The 19958-nt window shown below is 69.3% G+C and carries 17 protein-coding genes and 1 tRNA gene; 10 read left to right on the top strand and 8 right to left on the bottom strand.

The features are described from left to right. Positions 1–137: 137 nt before the first annotated feature. Positions 138–3137, top strand: coding sequence for an alpha-amylase family glycosyl hydrolase (locus tag ABIN76_RS03975; protein ID WP_346958647.1), 3000 nt, complete (start codon positions 138–140; stop codon positions 3135–3137). 97 nt (positions 3138–3234) lie between these two features. On the opposite strand, the gene ABIN76_RS03970 is transcribed toward ABIN76_RS03975, so the two are convergent. The 4 genes from ABIN76_RS03970 to ABIN76_RS03955 form a co-directional block, all read right to left on the bottom strand. Beyond that, positions 3235–4152 carry a serine/threonine-protein kinase gene (locus ABIN76_RS03970; RefSeq protein WP_346958424.1) on the bottom strand — a complete coding sequence of 306 codons (918 nt, stop codon included), beginning with the start codon at positions 4150–4152 and terminating at the stop codon, positions 3235–3237. Next, positions 4149–4451, bottom strand: a complete 303-nt coding sequence (locus tag ABIN76_RS03965) for a hypothetical protein (protein ID WP_346958423.1) — start codon at positions 4449–4451, stop codon at positions 4149–4151. The genes ABIN76_RS03970 and ABIN76_RS03965 overlap by 4 nt, the downstream gene beginning before the upstream one ends. 110 nt (positions 4452–4561) lie before the next feature. Beyond that, positions 4562–5065 carry a MarR family transcriptional regulator gene (locus ABIN76_RS03960; RefSeq protein ID WP_346958422.1) on the bottom strand — a complete coding sequence of 168 codons (504 nt, stop codon included), beginning with the start codon at positions 5063–5065 and terminating at the stop codon, positions 4562–4564. Positions 5066–5203: 138 nt separating this feature from the next. Beyond that, positions 5204–5276, bottom strand: a tRNA-Lys gene (locus tag ABIN76_RS03955). A 203-nt stretch (positions 5277–5479) separates the two neighbouring features. Between ABIN76_RS03955 and ABIN76_RS03950 the strand changes: the two genes are divergently transcribed. The 3 genes from ABIN76_RS03950 to ABIN76_RS03940 all read left to right on the top strand — a co-directional run bounded on the left by ABIN76_RS03950 (position 5480) and on the right by ABIN76_RS03940 (position 8124). Then, complete coding sequence (locus ABIN76_RS03950; RefSeq protein WP_346958421.1) at positions 5480–6136, top strand: hypothetical protein; 657 nt, start codon at positions 5480–5482, stop codon at positions 6134–6136. A gap of 352 nt (positions 6137–6488) precedes the next feature. Beyond that, positions 6489–7106: a nuclease PIN gene (locus ABIN76_RS03945; RefSeq protein WP_346958420.1), complete on the top strand. Its 618-nt coding sequence runs from the start codon at positions 6489–6491 to the stop codon at positions 7104–7106. A gap of 1 nt (position 7107) precedes the next feature. Then, a complete protein-coding gene (locus tag ABIN76_RS03940; RefSeq protein ID WP_346958419.1) occupies positions 7108–8124 on the top strand; it encodes an inorganic phosphate transporter in 1017 nt (338 codons plus the stop codon). Positions 8125–8134: 10 nt separating this feature from the next. On the opposite strand, the gene pstB is transcribed toward ABIN76_RS03940, so the two are convergent. The 4 genes from pstB to pstS all read right to left on the bottom strand — a co-directional run bounded on the left by pstB (position 8135) and on the right by pstS (position 12295). Continuing rightward, positions 8135–8914 (bottom strand): phosphate ABC transporter ATP-binding protein PstB, encoded by a 780-nt coding sequence (pstB, locus tag ABIN76_RS03935; RefSeq protein WP_346958418.1) that lies wholly within the window; start codon positions 8912–8914, stop codon positions 8135–8137. Positions 8915–8960: 46 nt separating this feature from the next. Then, on the bottom strand, positions 8961–10070 hold the full coding sequence (gene pstA / locus ABIN76_RS03930) for a phosphate ABC transporter permease PstA (RefSeq protein WP_346958417.1): 1110 nt from the start codon (positions 10068–10070) through the stop codon (positions 8961–8963). Next, a complete protein-coding gene (pstC, locus tag ABIN76_RS03925; protein ID WP_346958646.1) occupies positions 10071–11003 on the bottom strand; it encodes a phosphate ABC transporter permease subunit PstC in 933 nt (310 codons plus the stop codon). Positions 11004–11176: 173 nt separating this feature from the next. Continuing rightward, positions 11177–12295, bottom strand: a complete 1119-nt coding sequence (pstS, locus tag ABIN76_RS03920) for a phosphate ABC transporter substrate-binding protein PstS (protein WP_346958416.1) — start codon at positions 12293–12295, stop codon at positions 11177–11179. A 259-nt stretch (positions 12296–12554) separates the two neighbouring features. On the opposite strand from pstS, the gene ABIN76_RS03915 reads away from it, so the two are divergent. From ABIN76_RS03915 to ABIN76_RS03890, 6 genes are all read left to right on the top strand, one after another. Continuing rightward, a complete protein-coding gene (locus ABIN76_RS03915) occupies positions 12555–13682 on the top strand; it encodes an FUSC family protein (RefSeq protein WP_346958415.1) in 1128 nt (375 codons plus the stop codon). An 86-nt stretch (positions 13683–13768) separates the two neighbouring features. After that, a complete protein-coding gene (gene radA, locus ABIN76_RS03910; protein WP_346958414.1) occupies positions 13769–15142 on the top strand; it encodes a DNA repair protein RadA in 1374 nt (457 codons plus the stop codon). Positions 15143–15292: 150 nt separating this feature from the next. Then, complete coding sequence (locus tag ABIN76_RS03905) at positions 15293–15586, top strand: SHOCT domain-containing protein (RefSeq protein ID WP_346958413.1); 294 nt, start codon at positions 15293–15295, stop codon at positions 15584–15586. Then, positions 15586–17082 (top strand): multicopper oxidase family protein, encoded by a 1497-nt coding sequence (locus tag ABIN76_RS03900; RefSeq protein ID WP_346958412.1) that lies wholly within the window; start codon positions 15586–15588, stop codon positions 17080–17082. The genes ABIN76_RS03905 and ABIN76_RS03900 overlap by 1 nt, the downstream gene beginning before the upstream one ends. Before the next feature lie 112 nt (positions 17083–17194). Beyond that, positions 17195–19300 (top strand): copper-translocating P-type ATPase, encoded by a 2106-nt coding sequence (locus ABIN76_RS03895; protein WP_346958411.1) that lies wholly within the window; start codon positions 17195–17197, stop codon positions 19298–19300. After that, entirely contained in the window at positions 19297–19947 is a 651-nt protein-coding gene (locus tag ABIN76_RS03890; protein ID WP_346958410.1) for a methyltransferase domain-containing protein, read from the top strand. Before ABIN76_RS03895 ends, ABIN76_RS03890 begins: the two co-directional genes overlap by 4 nt. The last annotated feature ends 11 nt before the right edge of the window (positions 19948–19958 follow it).

Below are 19958 nucleotides of genomic sequence, written 5' to 3'. Positions count from 1 at the left end.
TCGTTTAGGCAACGTCGCTCACCCGGAAGGTCTCCATCGTGAACACCCGCAGCTCCAGCCTGCCCTGGCCGCCCCGTTTGAGGCGCGGCGCAGGACGCCCCCACACCGTTCGCGCCGGCGTCGCCCTGGCGGCGGCACTGGCCGCCGCCGCCGTCGGCGTCGTCCCCGCCCAAGCGGCGCCGGACCCTCGCGGGCCGGGCACCCCGTCAGCGACGCATTCCCTCCGCGGGCCGGTCACGGACGAGCGCTTCTACTTTGTGATGGCGGACCGTTTCAGCAACGGCAGCACCGCCAACGACGACGGCGGCCTGGGCGCCGACCCGATGGTCTCCGGTTTCGACCCGACGAAGAAGGGCTTCTACAACGGCGGGGACCTCAGGGGCCTGCGGGAGAAGATCGACTACATCCAGGGTTTGGGCACCACCTCAATCTGGCTGACCCCAAGCTTCAAGAACAAGGCGGTCCAGCCGGAGGACAAGTCGGCCGGGTACCACGGCTACTGGGTCACGGACTTCACCCAGATCGATCCGCATCTGGGCACCAACGATGAGCTCAAGTCGCTCATCGACGAGGCCCACGCCCGCGGCATGAAGGTCTACTTCGACATCATCACCAACCACACGGCAGACGTCATCGGGTACGAACAGGGCGACCGCGCCGCCTACAAGTCCAAGGACGCCGCCCCGTACCTGACCGCCGCCGGCGAACCGTTCGACGACCGGGACTACGCCGGCACCGGCACCTTCCCCGCCCTGGACGCGGCGAAGTCCTTCCCCTACACGCCGAAGCTGGCGCCCGGCGAGGAGAACCTCAAGGTCCCCGCCTGGCTCAACGACCCGACCCTGTACCACAACCGCGGCGACACCACCTTCGAGGGTGAAAACTCATTCTACGGCGATTTCTTCGGCCTCGATGACCTCTTCACCGAACACCCCAAGGTGGTCAACGGCATGGTCGACATCTACGAGAAGTGGATCGGCGACTTCGGCGTGGACGGCTTCCGGATCGACACCATGAAACACGTGAACGACGAGTTCTGGCAGCAGTTCGGTCCCCGGGTCCTCGACTACGCCAAGGCGCACGGCAAGGACGAGTTCTTTATGTTCGGCGAGGTCTTCGACACCTCCAAGAGCTTCACCTCGCAGTTCACCACCCGCAACAAGATGCAGGCCGTGCTCGACTTTCCGTTCCAGGAGGCGGCCCGCAACTTCGCCTCCCGCGGCCAGGGCGCCAAGGAACTGGAGACCTTCTTCGCCGGCGACGACTGGTACACCGACGCGGACTCCAACGTCTACGAACTCCCCACCTTCCTGGGCAACCACGACATGGGCAGGATCGGCAGCTTCATCAGCGCGGACAACCCGGGCGCGGACGACGCCGAACGCGTCGCCCGGGACCGGCTCGCCCACGAGCTGATGTACCTCTCCCGCGGGAACCCCGTGGTTTACTACGGCGATGAACAGGGCTTCACCGGCCCCGGCGGCGACCAGGACGCCCGCCAGACGATGTTCGCGAGCAAGGTCCCGGACTACCTCGACGACGACCTGCTGGGCACCGACGCCACGCACGCGGGCGACAACTTCAACACCGCCCACCCGCTGTACCGCGGGATCAGTGAACTCGCCGCCCTCACCACCGAACACCCGGCGCTGCGCAACGGCGCGCACCAGAACCGCTACGCCTCCGACGGGCCCGGCATCTACGCCTTCTCCCGGACCGACGCCAAGGACCAGCGCGAGTACGTGGTCTCCGTCAACAACAGCACGCAGGCCCAGACGGCGGCGGTCCCCACCTACGTGGCCAAGCGCAGCTACAACCGGATCTACGGAGCAGCGGCCGCCGAGGTCAAGACCGCCGCGGACGGGACGCTCACGGTCACGGTGCCGCCGCTCTCCGCCGTCGTCTACGAGTCGGCGGGGCGCATCCCGCATTCCAAGGCGGCGCCCACGGTAACGCTGCAGGAGCCGGCGGCCTCCGCCGCGGACAACAGCCGCGTACGGGTCGCGGCCGACGTCGACGGCAGTTCCTTCTATGAGGTCACCTTCCAGGCGCGCACGGCCGGCGGCCAATGGGCGTCGATCGGCACGGATGACACGGCGCCGTACCAGGTCTTCCACGACGTCTCGGCCCTTAACGCCGGCACCGCCGTGGAGTACCGCGCCGTCGTGCTGGACAACGGGGCGCACACGTCCGTGAGCCGGCCCCGCAGCGGCACCGTACCGGCCCCGCTGCTCAGCATCGTCAGCCCCAAGGAAGGCAGCAGCGTCCGCGGCAAGGTGGAGGTCAGCGCCGTCGCGAGTCCGGAAAAGGCCGACTACGTGGTCCGCTTCGAGCGCAGCGTCGACGGCGGAGCCTGGACCAAGTTCGGTGAGGACAGCTCCTCCCCCGCCTACAGCGCGGTGGACGACCTGGCCGCGCTGTCCGTCGCGGACGGCGCCCAGTTGCGGTACCGCGCCCTGATGACCGTGCCGGGCGCCGGCGAGGTGGTCAGCGAGGTCCGTACCGTGGTCGCGGGCGAGCTGCCGCAGCCTGATTCGGTCACCGTGGCAGGCAGCCTCAACTCGGAAATGGGCTGCCCCGGTGACTGGCAGCCGGCCTGCCCGGCGGCGTTCCTGAAGCTTGATCCGGCCGACAAGGTCTGGCGGCTGACCGTTCCCAACCTGCCCGCCGGCAGCTACGAATTCAAGGCCGCCATCAACGGCTCCTGGGACGAGAACTACGGTGCGGGGGGCGGGGCCAACGGCAGCAACATCGTCCTGAACCACCCCGGCGGAGCGGTGACGTTCCGCTACGACCACAGCACCCATGTGATGAGCGCGGCCTACGCCGCCCAGCAGCCCGCGGCGGTGGCCGTCGCCGGGGACCTCGATTCCGAGCTGGGCTGCCCGGCTGACTGGATGCCGGAGTGCCCGCAGGCCCAGCTCACGCTGGATCCCGCGGACCTGGTCTGGAAGCTGACGTTCCCGGACCTTCCGGCCGGCAACTACTCCTTCAAGGCCGCCCTCAACCGCTCCTGGGCGGAGAACTACGGCGCGGGCGGGGTTGCCGGCGGCGGCAACCTCAGCATGGTGCACGACGGCGGCCCGGTCACGTTCCGGTACGACCACTTCACGCACCTGATCAGCGCCGCGGGGTAGCACCCGGGCGCGCGGCGCCGCGACAACAGCCGAGGGCCGGCATGCACTCAGAGTGCGTGCCGGCCCTCGGCTGTGTGGCTGTAGTCGGGCCGGCGCCTCAGCCGACCAGGCGCAGCGGCGGGAGGGCCCGGGTGAGCCTGGCGGCCAGCTTGTGGGCGGCTGCCGCCGTGGGGCGGGCCGCGGGGTCCATTGCCGTCATGGCCGTCAGCAACATCACCCAGCCGGTCCCCAGTTCCGCCGGGATCTCCGGCCCGCGCAGGGTGCGCGCCACGAGCGACTCGACCGGGGTTCCGGGGTACGCCTTGACCCCGGTGAGGCACTCCAGCAGCACCAGCCCGAGCGCGTAGATGTCGGTGGCGGCGCCGAGGGGCTCGCCGGCAGCCTGCTCCGGGCTCATGTAATGCACGGTGCCCGACGATTCGCCGGGTTCAGGCGCTGCGCTGGCCTGCGTGGCGATCCCGAAGTCGGCGATTCGGACCGAACACCTCCGGAGCGCACTAAGCAGGATGTTTGCAGGCTTGATATCCCGATGTACCAGTCCGCGCGAGTGGACGTGTCCGAGCCCGGACAATGCGGCGGCTGCCCAGCCGGCCACTTCCTCCGGTCCGGACGCCCCGCCGCGGATCCGCTCCGCCAGGCTGCCGCCGTAGGCGAACTCCTCAACCAGGAACGGGCGGCCCGCCCACTGGCCACCGGGGGGCACCGTGCCCGCGGCGACGAAGCCGACAACGGCCGGGTGGTCCAGGCTGGCGAGGATATGCGCTTCCGCGTGGATCCGGCGGGCGTGCTTCTCGGTGGGACCCTGGGCCACCTTGAGGGCTACCGGCCTGCCGTTGAGCAGGTCGGTTCCGCGGAAGACCGTGGCGGTCGCCCCGCGGCCCAGGAGTTCGTGCACCAGGAAGCGGCCTTCGGGAGCCTCCGGCAGGGGCAGGATCCTGCCGCTGAGGCCGGTGGACGCCGCGTCGCCGGATGCGGGGTGGGTCTGCGCCGCCGCGGGCACGGGGACGGCGCTCACGAGAGCGCGGCGAGCGCGTTGGAGGTGTGGACGATGCCATCGAGCTGGAATCCGCAGGGGCAGCGCCACACCGGCGGGAGTCCGGCGGAGGCGAAGCCGGCGTCGAAGGTATGGACGGACATCGTATCCAGCGCCGGAGCCGTCCATTCCATCGGGGATCCGCAGTGGCTGGGCGCCTGGCTGTGCGTGCTTGGGGGCAGCGTGGGCGCAGCGGCACCCGGCTGGAGCGGTGAGCGGGGCGAGACCAGCGGGGCCGCACCGGCTCCCGGGGTTCCGGTGATCGTCAACAACTCAGCCACGACTCCTCCACGCAAAACGATTATCTGACACAAGTAGTAAGCATACATATCACTAGTCGAACTAGCTAGTTGCTAGGCGCAGATATTTCCCGCACGTGCGGGGCCCGGGGTCAGTGGCGTTCGGTGTGCTCGTTCAGCGCCTCGGTCATGCGCCGCAGGAAGGCCACGATGACGTGGCTCTCCTCCGCCGTGAGCCCCTCCGCGACCGCCAGCATCCTGCGGTGCATCTCCCCGAGGGTGGCGCGCACCTCGGAATCCGTCGCGGCGGTAGGAACGATCACCAGTGACCGCCGGTCGGTGGGGTGCGGCTCGCGGCGCACGTGGCCGCTGGCCACGAGGCGGTCAATCAGCGAGGTGGTGGACGCCGTCGTGATGCCCAGCAGGCGGCTGAGGTCCTTGGGTCCCATCCGCTCCCCGGCGGCCTCCGCGCGCAGCAGGTACCGCAGGGCCAGCAGATCGGTTTCCCCCATGCCCATGGAGTCCCGGGTGGAGCGCCGGGTGGCGACCTCGGCCGCCCGGTACCCGCGCAGGGCCTGCAGCACCGCGGTGGGCGGGTCGACCCGCTCATCGGGGCCGTACCAGTAGCCTGAGCCTGCCGCGGTATCCGAGTTCATCCGATTATCCTAGCCGAACTAACTACTAGGCAGGCTTGCTTGTCTCATGCGGGCCGCGGCTCCGGAATCCGGGCGCAAAAAACCCCCGGCTTCCTGTTGCCAGGCTGCCGGGGGTTGTTCCACTCTTCGCTAAAAGAGTGGGCCCTGTGGGGATCGAACCCACGACCCACGGATTAAAAGTCCGATGCTCTACCAACTGAGCTAAAGGCCCCAGCCGACAGCCGCAACGGGTGGAAATCCGCCCCGTTGGCAGGCGCGTCGGCCCAGTCCATTTCTGGACGTTAACACTGTACCCCAGACGCGGGCGGGCTTTGTTACCGGACCCGACACGCCGCCGTCGCGCTCCTTTCCGGCCCCCGCACGCGGGGCTACGCCGTGCTCGATTCCCTGAATGCACAGGAGTAGCGTGGTGGCATGAACGAGCAAACAGGAGCCAGCAGCCCCGGACCGCACCGTCACCACAAGCCGAAGCCCTTCGCGCCCATCGACTTCGAACCGTTCGCCGGCGGCGCGGACCCGGCGCGGGTGTCCGAGGCGGCGCACCTGGCGGCCCAGGCGCTCGTGCGCCGCGGACGGGACAGCGACGACCCCACAGTGACCCGGCGGCTGGTGAAGCTCGCCGACGAACAAGGCCTCGACGCCATCGCCGAGATGTGGGCCGAAAGCCCGGCGCGTTCGCTCCCCGGCGCCCTCTGGCGGCTCTACGCCCTCCGCGCCGCCACCATCCGGGATCCGGAACGGATTTCGGTCTACTTCAGGGCGGGCAAAGACACCGCGCAGGTCTCCCACGTGGTGGCCGGCGCGGCCGAGCCTCCCGGCGCCGAGGAGATGAAGTCCATGGCCGACGCCATCCTCTCCGGCGCCTTCGACGGCGAGTTCGACGTCGCGCTGGAACGCTCGGCGGCGTTCTGCCGGGTGGTGGCGCTGGGCCAGGCCACGCTCGCCGACGGCGCGGAGCACAGCAACGCCAACCACGCGAGCAAACTCACCCGGAATTCGCACCTTCTGGTCAAGACCGCGGAGGACCTCGAACACGCCGCCAACGCCTGGCGGCTGGGCGAACTGGACTGAGCTCTCTTGAGAGCCCGGAAGTGCCGGACCCCGGCCCCGGCGGCCCGCCTGGCGGCCCTGTCGATACACACGCCGGCGCCCGGCTGTCAATGTTGACTTGGTCCCGCCGACGTAGAAAACTAAAGGCGGTGCCGAGCCGCGAAACCCCCGGGCTTCAACAATTAGCCGCCTAGAGCGGCCTACCGCCGAGAGGCGTATCCGGTTCGGCACCATTTTCATGCCCGCCTCCGGGCGCGGTTCCCGGCGGGCGAAGTGCGGGCGGTAAAGTGATCCCCATGCGCGGGTCATCGTCACGTTCCAGGGCCGGCAGACAACGCCCGTGTAAGCCTCGTCCGGAGACCGGTAACCCCACGTGAAGCTGCGCCTTTTCCCCCAGGAGCCCGCCGGGCTGAACCTGCTTTCCCAGATGGCCCGCCAGATAGCCCTGGCCACGGGAACCCTTTCGGAGATCCTCGGCGCCCCCGCCAGTGAGCATTCGCGCCTGGTGGAGGACATGCACGACCACGAGGCGAAATCCGCGGAACTGCATTTCGCCCTCCTGACGCACATGCGGACGAGTTTCCTGAACCCGCTCCCCCGGGAGGACATGTACGCGCTCTCCCGCTACCTCAATGAGGCGATGGAGAAGCTGGACGCCGCCGCGGACCTGGTCTTCCTCTACAAGCTGGAGCGGCTGCCCAAGCGCGCCGCCGACCAGCTGGAAATCATCAGCCGGCAGGCCGAGCTCACCGTGGACGCCATGCGCCAGCTGAACAGCCTGGATGATCTGGAGGACTACTGGATCGAGGTCCTCCGCCTCACCAAGCGCGCGGAGCGCACCCACCGGGTCTGGGTTGCGGACATGCTCAAGGATATGAAATCGGCCCAGTACGCGCGCAACCGCGACATCGCGGACCAGCTCGTAGAGGTCACGAAGGACATGCGGCGGATCGCCACCCAGGTGGGCAGCATCATCGTCAAGGAATCCTGAGGTGTCCATCCTCTTCTTCGCCGTGGTGGTGGTCTTCGCCGGGGCGTTTGCGTTTCTCAACGGTTTCCGCGACGCTTCCTCCTCGGTTGCCCTCGCGGTCCGCACGCGCGCCCTGACTCCCACCGTCGCGGTGCTCCTGGCCGGGCTGTTCAACTTCATCGGAGCCGGCCTGAGCGCAGCCCTGGCGCTGGAGGTCAGCCGGACGTGGGTGGTTCTTCCGTCCGGCGGCAACGGCCTGACCATCCTGATGGCCGGGCTGCTGAGCGCCGTGGTGTGGGGCATCTACACCTGGTGGCGCGGGATCCCCTCCTCCTCGACCCACGCGCTGGTGGGCGGCCTCGCCGGCGCCGGCGTCGCCAGCGTGGCCGTCGGGGGGAACGCGGTCCTGGGCGCTGACCGGTCGCTGCTTTTCCAGGTGGTGCTGCCGCTGCTGCTCTCCCCCGTGATCGCCTTCGCCGCCGCGTACCTGCTGGTCTGGCCGGCGACCTGGGCGGCTCGTTACACCCCGCCGAGCGTGGTGAACAGCAGGTCGCGGCGCGCCCAGTCGATCGCAGCGGGCGCCGTCGCCTTTGGCCACGGCCTGCAGGACGGTCAGCGCACCAGTGCGGTCCTGATCCTGGGCATGCTCGCCGCGGGACTGCCGGTCGGCGACTCCACCCCCGTCTGGGTGGCCCTGCTGACCGCTGCCGCGCTGACGGCAGGCACCCTGGCGGGCGGCTGGCGGATCTCCTACACGATCGGCTACCGGATGATCCGGATGGATCCGCTGCGCGGGTTCGTGGCGCAGCTCAGCAGCAGCGCCATCCTGCTGGTGGGGGCAATCGGCCTGTACTGGCCGGTTTCCACCACCCACACGGTCACCGCGGCCGTCCTGGGGGCCGGCGCCAACCAGGGCTACGCGGGGACCAACCGGCGGCTGGTGCTCCGGATCCTGGCGTTTTGGGCGCTGACCCCGCTGGTCACGGCTGCGGCGGCCTTCGTACTGGAACTCGCCCTCTCGCCCCTCGCCGGGCTCTAGGCGCCCGGCTCTATCCGAAGCGGCCGGAAACGTAGTCCTCGGTCGCCTTCTCGGTCGGGTTGCTGAAGATGGTGTGGGTGTCGCCGTATTCGATCAACTTGCCGGGCTTGCCGGTCCCGGCGATGTTGAAGAACGCCGTCTTGTCCGAGACCCGGGCGGCCTGCTGCATGTTGTGGGTAACAATCACCACGGTGTATTCGTCCTTGAGCTCGTTGATGAGGTCTTCAATGGCGAGCGTGGAGATCGGGTCCAGCGCGGAGCACGGCTCGTCCATCAGGATCACCTGGGGTTCCACGGCGATGGCGCGGGCGATGCAGAGGCGCTGCTGCTGGCCGCCGGACAGGCCCGAGCCGGGCTTGGCCAGGCGGTCCTTGACCTCGTTCCAGAGGTTGGCGCCGCGCAGCGAGCGCTCCACCAGCGAGTCGGCCTCGCCTTTGGAGATCTTCTGGTTGTTCAGCTTGACGCCGGCCAGCACGTTGTCCCGGATGGACATGGTGGGGAACGGGTTGGGGCGCTGGAAGACCATGCCGATCTGCGAGCGTACCGTCACGGGGTCCACGCCGGGGCCGTAAAGGTTGTCGCCGTCGAGCAGCACTTCGCCTTCGACGCGGGCGCCGGGGATGACTTCGTGCATCCGGTTCAGGGTGCGCAGGAAAGTGGACTTGCCGCAGCCTGACGGGCCGATGAACGCGGTGACGGATTTGGCGTCGATGTTGATGTTGACGTCCTCGACGGCCAGGAATTTGCCGTAGTAGACGTTCAGGTCTTTGACGTCGATGCGCTTAGACATGCTGTTCCTTCACTTGTGGAGGTAGGGACCGGGTGCCGGCGGCGGCCTAGCGGCCGGCCTTCGGTGCGAAGATGCGGGCCACCAGCCGGGCGGCCAGGTTGAGCAGCATCACGAGGATGATGAGGACCAGGGCCGCGCCCCAGGCGCGCTGGTCGGACGGACCCGGGTTGGACGGCGACGTCGGGTTGAGGATCTGCGTGTAGATGAAGGTAGGCAGCGAGGCCATCCAGCCGCCGAACACGTTGTTGTTGATCGAGGTGGCGAAGCCGGCGGTGACCAGGATCGGTGCGGTTTCCCCGATCACCCGGGCGATGGCCAGGGTGATGCCGGAGGCGATGCCGGAGATCGCCGTCGGGATGACCACCTTGAGGATGGTCCGCCACTTGCGGACGCCGAGGGCGTACGCCGCTTCGCGGAGTTCGTTCGGCACAATCTTGAGCATTTCCTCGCTGGAGCGGACCACCACCGGGATCATCAGCACGGAGAGTGCGACGGCGGCAACGGCGCCGGTCTTGGTGCCCGGTCCGACGACGGCGAAGAAGAACGCGGCGGCGAACAGGCCGGCCACGATCGAGGGGATGCCGGTCATGACGTCGACGAAGAACGTGATGGCGCGGGCCAGCGGCCGGTCCTGGCCGTACTCGACAAGGTAGATCGATGTCAGCAGGCCTACGGGGACCGAGATGACGGTGGCCAACAGGGTGATCTGCACGGTGCCCAGCAGCGCGTGGTAGATGCCGCCCAGCACGGGGGCGCCTTGTTCGACGCTCTTGTTGTCGTAGGCGCCGGTGACGCCGTTCATCGAGGTGCTCAGGAAGCCGGGGTCCAGCAGACCGGGCAGGCCCTTGACCAGCACGGTCCAGATCACCGAGATCAGCGGCAGCAAGGCGACAAGGAAGGCACCGACCACGAGGCAGGTGACCAGCTTGTCCTTGGCCTTGCGGGAGCCCTCAACGACGGCGCTCCAGCCGACGAGGCCGGCGGTGAAGAGCAGGGCCGAGACGATGCCCCACCCGAGGGGGTTGAAGCCGACCAGGGCCAGGATGGCGGCACCGATGACGAGGGCCAGGGCCAGCACGATGTACGGCGCGGCCTTGGGCAGCTGTCCCTTGGTCAGGGCCGAGCGTTTGCGGACCGGGGTCAGGGTGGAGGTCATTTAGTTGGCTCCCGAGAATTCTTTGTGCCGGGTGATGATCCACCGGGCAATCATGTTCACGCCGAGGGTGATGACGAAGAGCACCAGGCCGGCGGCGATCAGTGTGCTGACCTTCAGGCCGCTGGCTTCGGGGAAGTTCAGGGCGATTTCGGCGGCGATGGTCTGGTTGCCGGACTGGATCAGGCTTGCCGTGAGGGCGCCGGAGGAGAGCACCAGGGCCACGGCCATGGTTTCGCCGAGGGCGCGGCCCAGGCCCAGCATCACGGCGCTGATGATGCCGGGGCGGCCGAACGGCAGCACGGCCATCCGGATCATTTCCCAGCGGGTGGCGCCGAGGGCGAGGGCGGCTTCCTCGTGCAGCTTGGGGGTCTGCAGGAAGATTTCGCGGGAGAGCGAGGTGATGATCGGCAGGACCATGACGGCGAGCACGATGCCTGCCGTCAGGATGGTTTTGCCGGTGGCCGAGGCCGGCCCCTGGAAGATCGGCAGCCAGCCCAGGTTGGTGGCCAGCCAGTTGTAGGCCGGGGAGATTTCCTTGGCCAGGAAGGCGGCACCCCAGGCGCCGTAGACCACGGACGGAATGGCGGCCAGCAGGTCCACCACGTAGCCGAGGCCGGACGCCAGCCGGCGCGGGGCGTAGTGCGAGATAAAGAGGGCGACCCCGATGGCGACCGGCGTGGCGATCACCAGGGCGATCACGGCGGCGATCAGGGTGCCGACGACGATTGGCCAGATGTAGGCCAGGAACCCCTTGCCGCCCTGGATGTCCTCGGCCGGGGCGGTGAAGGCCGGAATCGCCTGGATGACGAGGAAGAGAGCGACGCCAAACAGCACGGCGAGGATCAGGCAGCCTGCTGCCAGGGTGGCACCTGAGAAGACTTTGTCCCCGGCACGGCCTGCGCCCTGGGATTTGGTCAGGGAGGTGGAGGTCATACCTGGCCCTTCGGTGTTGATGGTGCGGATGTACTGAACGTTACCGGGCCGCACTTATCGGAAACTACGGAAACTGCGAAAACTGCGGAAAACACGGAAACTTGGGAAAACGCCGCTAAGTTCCCCGTCCCGCCAGGCGGCGGGGCGGGGAACTTAGCGGAAGAGGTCAAACGTTAGGACTTGACCTTGATGGCTTCGATGGCCTTGACGGCCTTCTCGGAGAGGGTGGCGGACAGCGGAGCCGACTTGGCGGACTCGGCAGCAGCCTTCTGGCCTTCTTCGGAGAGCACGTACTTCTCGAAGCCCTTGACCAGATCGACGGTTTCCTGCTTGTCGTAGGTGCTGCACACGATGTGGTAGGAAACCAGGACCAGCGGGTAGGCGCCGGATTCCGTGGTGGTGCGGTCCAGTTTGATGGCCAGGTCGTTGGCGCCGCGGCCCTCGACCGGCTTGCCCAGGTCCACAGCCTTGGCGGCAGCTTCCGGGGAGATCTTGACGAAGTCGGAACCGACCTTGATCTGGGCGGTGCCCATCTTGCCGCTGACGGCGGAGTCATCGGCGTAGGTGACCGCACCGGCGGTGTCGGTCACGGTCTTGACGACGCCGGAGGTGCCCTTGGCGTTCTCGCCCTTGAGCGAGGACGGCCACACACCGTCAGCCTTGTCCTTCCAGACGGCGGGGGCCGCGGCGGCGAGGTACTCGGTGAAGTTCTTGGTGGTGCCGGAGTCGTCAGAGCGGTTGACCGGGGTGACCTTGAGGTCCGGAAGCTTGGCATCCGGGTTCAGCGCGGTGATGGCGGGGTCGTTCCACTTGGCGATCTCGCCGCGGAAGATCTTGGCTGCGGTGGCGGCGTCGAGCTTGAGGTCCGTCACGCCCGGCACGTTGAACGCGATGGCGATCGGCGAGATGTAGACGGGAACCTCGATCGCGCCGTCCGGGCCGCACTGGTCCTTGGCCTTGGCGGCCTCTTCATCCTTGAGGTAGGCGTCGGAGCCGGCGAACTGGGCCGAGCCGTCGAGGATGGCCTTGCGGCCTGCGCCGGAGCCGTCCGGGGAGTACTGCACGTTGGCGCCCTGGTTGGCGGAGGCGAAGTTGGTCTTCCACACGTCCATGGCTGCACCCTGCGCGGAGGAGCCGATGCCGGTCAGCGTTCCGGTGACCTTGGGGCCGCCGGCCGACTGGGTGCCTGCAGCGGTGTTGGTTGCGTTGTCCGAGCCGCAAGCGGTGAGCGCGAGAGCGCCGGCTGCGATAACAGCGATGGCCGCGTTGCGGCCGAAGCGTGATGCCTTCACTAGATGTACCCCTTCCAGGGTTATTCAGATGCGTGTCGGACCGGAGACGTCCGAGCAGAAAAGACGGTGGATACGGTTTGTACCTTTACCGAAGTTAGGTGCCCCAGGTGAAGAGAATTGGGGTCCAAAGTGAACGGAAGGTTAACGACGCCGGGCCATTGGTCGACATCTGACGGGTCGCCATTGCGTTAGCGGCGTCCCGGTCGTAGGGCAGGGGCGAGCGGCCGTGGTACCGCGGACAGCAAATAGACTGGTGGACATGGCCTCCGCGACTGGATTCACTGCAAGCGCACGATTCCTGCGCGGCCGGGTCCGCACCGGCTTCGTCCGGAGCCGCAACTCGCTGCTGCCGGCGGTCCAGATGACGGCCTGCGCCGTGGGCGCGTACGCCTTCGCCGAGTACGTGCTGGGCCATACCGGACCGCTTTTCGCCGCCACCTCCTCCCTGATCGCCCTGGGCTTTTCCCGCGATCCGCGGCTGCGCCGGGTCGTGGAGGTGGGCTTGGGCTGCACCATCGGCATTGTGGTGGGCGACCTGCTGCTGCACTGGCTGGGCGCGGGGATCTGGCAGGCCGCCGTCGTGCTCCTTTTCTCGATTCTACTGGCCCGTTTCCTGGACAGCGGAACTATTTTTACTACGCAGCTGGGCCTGCAGTCCCTGCTGGTGGTGCTGTTGCCGGCACCGGCGGGCGGCCCGTTCACCCGGAGCATTGATGCCGTGGTGGGCGGCGTGTTCGCGCTGCTGGTGACCTTCCTGATCCCCAAGGATCCGCGCCGCGAGCCCCGCAACGACGTTAAGAAACTGCTGCATGAACTGGCGGAGGTGTTGCGCGAGTGTTCGTCGGCCCTGACCCACAGCGACTCCACCCAGGCCTGGCATGCACTGATCCGCGGCCGCAACTGCCAGCCTCTGGTTGACGCGATGCGCCAGACACTGCGCTCCTCCGGCGAGGTGGCCACCCTGGCCCCGGCCTACCGCCGCTACCGCGACGAGCTGGACCGGCTGGCGCAGTCGGTCGACTTCATTGACCTGGCGCTGCGCAACAGCCGCGTGTTCGCGCGCCGGCTGACCAGCGCGATCAACCACGCGGCGCTCTCGGACGAGGCCACCGAGAACATTGCCGAGGTGCTGCAGGAGACCGCTGCCGCGATTGATGAGCTGGGCCTGGGGTTGGCGGAGGTGCACGACGGCGTCCGCCGCGCCCACCTGCGCACGGCCAGGGCGGCGCTGAGCGAGACCGCCGGCCGGCTGCACCCGCGCCTGCTGGACGTGCAGCGGCTCGAGGGGGAAACCGTGGTGATGCTCTTCCGGCCCCTGATGGTGGACCTGCTCGAAGCCGCGGGCGTGGACCCGCACGAGGCCCGGGACATCCTGCCCGCCCTGTAGCCGTTGCGGCCGGGGTGCGGCCGGGACCTGGCCGCCTGGGCCGGGGACGGGGCCTGAATGTCAGTGCCCCCGGTTAGGGTGGACCAATGGCTACAAAGACTTCCCGCGCCGCCAAGGCGCCGGGCTATAAGTGTGCGGAATGCGGCTGGACCACGGCCAAGTGGGTGGGCCGGTGCGGTGAGTGCCAGGCCTGGGGCACGGTGGAAGAAACCGGCGCAGCCGTGGCGCGCACGACGGCGGCGACGACCGTTCTGGAGCCGGCCCGCCGGATCGCCGAGGTGGATGCCACGACGGCCGCGTTCCTGCCCACCGGCGTGGACGAACTGGACCGTGTGCTGGGCGGCGGCCTGGTTCCCGGCGCGGTGATCCTGCTGGCCGGCGAACCCGGTGTGGGCAAGTCCACGCTGCTGCTGGACGTCGCGGCCAAGTTTGCCCGCACCGCGCAGGATGTCCTCTATGTCACCGGCGAGGAGTCGGCGGCCCAGGTGAAGCTGCGCGCGGACCGGATTGACGCGGTCGCCGAATCGCTGTACCTGTCCGCCGAAACGGATCTGGGCCAGGCGCTGGGCCAGGTGGAAAAGCTCGAGCCGCGGCTGCTGATCGTGGACTCGGTCCAGACGCTGAGCAGCGCCGACGTCGAGGGCAGCGCCGGCGGCGTCTCCCAGGTCCGCGAGGTCGCGGCGTCCCTGATCGCCGCGGCCAAGCGCCGCAACATGACCACCCTGCTGGTGGGCCATGTGACCAAGGACGGCTCCATCGCCGGTCCCCGCCTGCTCGAGCACCTCGTGGACGTGGTCTGCCAGTTCGAGGGCGAGCGGCACTCCCGGCTGCGGCTGCTGCGCGCCGTCAAGAACCGCTACGGACCCACCGACGACGTCGGCTGCTTCGACCTGAACGAGGACGGCATCGTGGGACTGGCCGATCCCAGCGGCCTGTTCGTCTCCCGCACCAAGGACCCCGTCTCCGGTACCTGCATCACGGTGACGCTGGAGGGCCGCCGGCCGCTGCTCGCCGAGGTCCAGTCCCTGCTCGCCGAAAGCGCCAACGCGCAGCCCCGCCGGGCCACCAGCGGCCTGGACAGTTCCCGGGTGGCGATGCTGCTGGCCGTGCTGCAGCAACGCGCCGGCTGCCTGCTGCAGAAGGACGACTCATACGTGGCGACCGTGGGCGGGGTCAAACTCAGCGAACCAGCCACGGATCTGGCCGTGGCCCTGGCTGTCGCCTCGGCGAAGGCCAAAAAACCGCTCCCCCAGCGGCTCATCGCTTTCGGCGAGGTGGGCCTGGCCGGCGAGGTCCGTCCGGTGCCGGGGATCAACCAGCGCATCCAGGAGGCCCACCGGCTGGGGTTCACGCACGCCGTGGTGCCCGCCAGCCCCAACGGGCCCGGCCCCGTCCCGGCCGGCTTCTCGGTCCGCGAGGTCAGCCACCTGGCGGAAGCGCTGGGCCTGCTCATCAGCTGAGCCGCGCCGCAGCTGGTTGCGCCGCAGCCGGATCAGCCGTGCGCGCTCCCGCGCCGGGAGCATTGCGCGGGCGCGACTTAGGACCCTAGCGCCGCCGCCCCGGCGGGCGCACCATGGGAGCAGTAGCTTCCATTGGCGAAGGGAACAGTCATGATGTGGGGTTACGGGCAGAACCTGTGGTGGATGTGGCTTTGGGGCGCGCTCCTCCTCATCGGAGTCGCTGTGCTCGTGTTGCTCGCGGTGCGGGTCTTCAGCGGCACCGGCCGCGGACCGCAGCCAGGACATCCCGGGCCCTACGGCCAGCCGGGCTTTCCGGGCAGGGCGCCTGGCACACCCGGCGGCAAAAGCCCCGCCCGGCTCATCCTGGACGAGCGCTTCGCGAAGGGCGAGCTGACGGCCGAGCAGTACCGCGAGCATGTTAAGGAACTCGGCGAGGGTCCGTAGTGCCACCCATCAGCCGCCGCAGCGCCCTGCTGCTGGGCGGACTCGGAGTGACCGGCACCGTCGCCGGCGGCGTCGGGCTGTGGCGGTCGCTCAATTCGCAACCGGCGCCGGTCACCGGAGAGTCCCTGGGCCAGCCGGCCACGCTCACCAGCACGGGAGGCGCCCTGGCGGCCAGCCTTGAGGCAGCCCCGGGCCGGTTCCCGCTGGCGGGGCTGCAGGCGGGGGCCCTGGGCTACAACGGCGGCATCCCCGGTCCCACCCTCCGGCTCCGGGCCGGCGAGGCGCTGCGGCTCAAACTGGTGAACAAGCTGGCCGAACCCAGCAACCTGCACCTGCACGGGCTCCACGTTTCGCCGCAGGGCAACAGCGACAACGTGTTCGTGACCGTGGACCCCGGCAGCAGCTTCGACTACGAATACCGGCTCCCGGCCGGGCACCCGCCAGGCCTGTACTGGTACCACCCGCACCACCACGGCCGGGTCGCCGCCCAGGTGTCCGGCGGTCTCTTCGGCGCCATCATCGTCGAAGACCCCGTGCCCGTAGCCGCCGGCACGGAACGCGTGCTGCTGGTCTCGGACACCAGCCTGGACGGGGCCGGGAACGTGGCCGAGGCTTCCCTGCCGGAGCGGATGGCCGGACGCGTGGGCGCGCTCCTGCTGGTCAACGGCCAGTCCAATCCCCGCATGACGGCCCGGCCGGGGGAACGGGAACGGTGGCGGATCGTGAACTGCTGCGTGGCCCGGTACCTGCGGCTGCGGCTGGACGGGCAGAAACTCCAGCTCCTGGGCATGGACTCCGGGCGGTCCCAGTCGCCGTCGGACGTTCAGGAAGTCCTGCTGGCGCCGGGGAACCGGGCGGAGCTGCTGGTCACGGCCGCCCTCGGGCAATCCGAACTCAGGGCCGTGCCCTACGACCGTGGAGCCATGCCCGGAATGGGCCGGCGCGGCATGGGGCCCGGCGGGCCGGCGGGCCAGGAAGGGGCGGAAGATCCGGCCGGCACCACCCTGGCCACGCTGGTTGTGGCCGGCGATCCCGCCCCGCCGGCACCCGTCATCGCAGCCGGACCGGCACCGCCCGAGCTGCGCTCCGCCGCGGTCGCCGCGCGCCGGCAACTGGTGCTTGCCACGCCGATGGGGCCGGGGCAGGGCGGTGGGATGGGGCCCTTGATGGGGATGGACTTCACCATCAACGGCCTGGCCTTCGACGAGCGGAGGACGGACACCATTGTGGCCGCGGGGACAGTCGAGGAGTGGATCCTGGTCAACCGCAGCACGATGGACCACCCGTTCCATCTGCACGTGTGGCCGATGCAGCTCATCGCGGAGAACGGCCGGGCCGTGGAAAAGGCCACCCTTCGGGATGTGGTCAACGTGCCGGCCAACGGGCAGGTCACGGTCCGGATCGACTTCCGGGATTTCACCGGCCGCACCGTCTACCACTGCCACATCCTGGACCACGAGGACCTCGGCATGATGGGCGTCATCGAGGTGCGCTGACCCGGCCCGGCAGCCGCGGACTGCGCACCGGCAGTATTGCCAAGCATACCCCCCAGGGGTATGTTGGGAACTGGAATCAGGACCAGCCGCGACTTCTCCGGAGGCAGGAACCATGGAACACCAGCACAGCGTAAAGACCGACCAACTCCCGGCCGGCGCCGGCCCCGGCCACTCCGGCCACGACCACCGGCCGCAGCCCGGCGGGGACGATGAGCATCTGGTGCACAGCCACGGCCAGCACGCCGGCCACAGCGTCGCGATGTTTAAGAACAGGTTCTGGCTGACGCTGGCACTGTCGGTGCCGGTGGTGCTGTTCAGCCCGATGTTCGGGCATCTGCTCGGCTACGTGCCGCCGGTCTTCCCCGGCTCGGCCTGGATCCCGCCGGTGCTGGGAACGGTCATCTTCTTCTACGGCGGCCAGCCCTTCCTCAAGGGCGGCCTGGACGAACTGAAGAGCCGGAAACCGGCCATGATGCTGCTGATTGCCATGGCCATCAGCGTCGCCTTCGTCGCCTCCTGGGTCACCAGCCTTGGGATCGGCGGTTTCGACCTCGACTTCTGGTGGGAGCTGGCCCTCCTGGTGGCGATCATGCTGCTGGGGCACTGGATCGAGATGCGCGCCCTCGGCTCGGCGCGGGGCGCGCTCGACGCCCTCGCCGCGCTGCTGCCGGACGAGGCGGACCGGATCACCGCCGCGGGGACGGAAACCGTCAAAGTCAGCGAACTCGTCGCAGGGGACACGGTCCTGGTCCGCTCGGGCGCCCGGATGCCGGCCGACGGCGTGGTCGTCGACGGCCAGGCCGAGGTCGACGAGTCGATGATCACCGGCGAATCCAAGACCGCCCTCCGCTCACCCGGGGACAAGGTCGTCGCCGGGACCGTCGCCACGGACAACACCGTCCGCGTGCAGGTCACCGCCGTCGGGGATGACACCGCACTGGCCGGGATCCAGCGCCTCGTGGCCGAGGCGCAAGCTTCCTCGTCCAAGGCCCAGGCCCTGGCCGACCGGGCCGCAGCGTTCCTGTTCTATTTTGCCGCCGGCGCCGGCGTCATCACGTTCATCGTCTGGTCCCTGCTGGGCAGCATTCCCGACGCCGTCACCCGCACCGTCACGGTGCTCGTGATCGCCTGCCCGCACGCCCTGGGCCTGGCCATCCCGCTGGTCATCGCGATCTCCACCGAACAGGCCGCCCGGGCCGGGGTCCTGATCAAGAACCGGATGGCGCTGGAACGGATGCGGACCGTCGACGTCGTCCTTTTCGACAAGACCGGAACGCTCACCAAGGGCGAACCCGCCTTGAAGGACGTCGCGGCCGCCGAGGGCGTGGACCGGGACAGCCTCCTGGCGCTGGCCGCGGCCGTGGAGGCTGACAGTGAGCACCCGGTGGCGCGGGCCATCGTCCGGGCAGCGCGGGAGCAGGGCCTGCAGATTCCCGCGGCGACCGATTTTTCGTCCATGACGGGCCGCGGCGTCCGCGCCACGGTCGAGGGAAAAACGATCCAGGTCGGCGGCCCGGCCCTGCTCCGTGACCTCGGGGCGGAGGAACCGCAGGCACTGGCACAGGCCACCCGGGCCTGGATGGACCGCGGCGCGGCCGTGCTGCACGTCATGGACGGGCATAAAATCCTGGGGGCCGTCAGTCTCGAGGACGCCGTGCGCAGCGAGTCCCGGCAGGCCGTCAAGGCACTGCAGGACCGCGGCATCAAGGTCGCGATGATCACCGGCGATGCCCGGCAGGTCGCCCACGCTGTCGGCGAGGAACTCAACATCGATGAGGTCTTCGCCGAGGTCCTCCCGGCCGACAAGGACAAGAAGGTCGCCGAACTGCAGTCCCGCGGCCTGAAGGTGGCGATGGTGGGCGACGGCGTCAACGACTCCCCCGCGCTGGCCCGGGCCGAAGTCGGCATCGCGATCGGCGCCGGTACCGACGTCGCAATGGAATCCGCCGGCGTCGTCCTGGCCGGCAACGACCCCCGGGCGGTCCTGTCGATGCTGGACCTTTCCCGGGCCAGCTACCGCAAGATGTGGCAGAACCTCATCTGGGCTACCGGCTACAACGTCATCTCCGTCCCGCTGGCCGCCGGCGCCCTGGCCTTCGCCGGAATCGTCCTGTCCCCCGCGGCGGGGGCGGTGCTGATGTCCGCCTCCACCGTGGTGGTGGCGCTGAACGCCCAGCTGCTGCGGCGGCTGAAGCTCAATCCGGCGGAGGTCCGTTGAGCGGACAGCTGCCCATGGACGCCGGGGAGCACGCCCCGTCTTTCGGACGCTCCTACGCCCGGGTGGGGCCGCGGATGGACGCCCGGGGAGCCGCGGCCCACCGGCGGCGGCTCGTGGCGGCAGCCCACGGCGCCGTCGTCGAAATCGGGGCAGGCTACGGCGCCACGTTCCCGTTCTACCCGCCGGCGGTGTCGGGGGTGCTGGCGCTCGAACCGGACCCCACGCTCAGGGCGCTGGCCGTGGCCGCAGCGGCGTCCGCGCCGGCGCCGATCACAGTGCGGAACGGATTCGCCGAAGCGCTGCCGGCCGCGGACGCCTCGGTCGACGTCGTGGTCTCCAGCCTGGTGCTCTGCAGCGTGGCCGAACCGTCCGCCGTCCTGGCCGAAGCCATCCGGGTCCTGAAACCCGGCGGCCGCCTGCTGTTCTACGAGCACGTCCGCTCCGCCCACCGCGTGCTGGCCGCGGCCGAGGACCTGATCACTCCGCTCTGGAGCCGGTTGGCCGGCGGCTGCCACCCGAACCGGGACACCGCCGCCAGCATCGTCGAGGCGGGCCTGGCCGTGGAGGCCCTGGAGCGCTTCGGCTTCGCGGTCCTGCCCGGCAACCCGCCGCTGGCGCACGTTCTTGGGGTGGCGGTCAAGGCCTAGCCCGGCCCGGC

The organism is uncultured Arthrobacter sp., assembly GCF_964021775.1.
Classification (GTDB): domain Bacteria; phylum Actinomycetota; class Actinomycetes; order Actinomycetales; family Micrococcaceae; genus Arthrobacter.
This window is presented reverse-complemented; position numbering and strand designations above follow the sequence as displayed.

Excerpts from the sequence above, each read along its gene's own strand:
- ABIN76_RS03960 (WP_346958422.1), bottom strand. The coding sequence starts at position 5,065 with ATGAACTCGGATACCGCGGCAGGCTCAGGCTACTGGTACGGCCCCGAT.
- ABIN76_RS03950 (WP_346958421.1), top strand. The coding sequence starts at position 5,480 with ATGAACGAGCAAACAGGAGCCAGCAGCCCCGGACCGCACCGTCACCAC.
- pstB (WP_346958418.1), bottom strand. The coding sequence starts at position 8,914 with ATGTCTAAGCGCATCGACGTCAAAGACCTGAACGTCTACTACGGCAAA.
- pstA (WP_346958417.1), bottom strand. The coding sequence starts at position 10,070 with ATGACCTCCACCCTGACCCCGGTCCGCAAACGCTCGGCCCTGACCAAG.
- pstC (WP_346958646.1), bottom strand. The coding sequence starts at position 11,003 with ATGACCTCCACCTCCCTGACCAAATCCCAGGGCGCAGGCCGTGCCGGG.
- ABIN76_RS03915 (WP_346958415.1), top strand. The coding sequence starts at position 12,555 with ATGGCCTCCGCGACTGGATTCACTGCAAGCGCACGATTCCTGCGCGGC.
- radA (WP_346958414.1), top strand. The coding sequence starts at position 13,769 with ATGGCTACAAAGACTTCCCGCGCCGCCAAGGCGCCGGGCTATAAGTGT.
- ABIN76_RS03905 (WP_346958413.1), top strand. The coding sequence starts at position 15,293 with ATGATGTGGGGTTACGGGCAGAACCTGTGGTGGATGTGGCTTTGGGGC.
- ABIN76_RS03895 (WP_346958411.1), top strand. The coding sequence starts at position 17,195 with ATGGAACACCAGCACAGCGTAAAGACCGACCAACTCCCGGCCGGCGCC.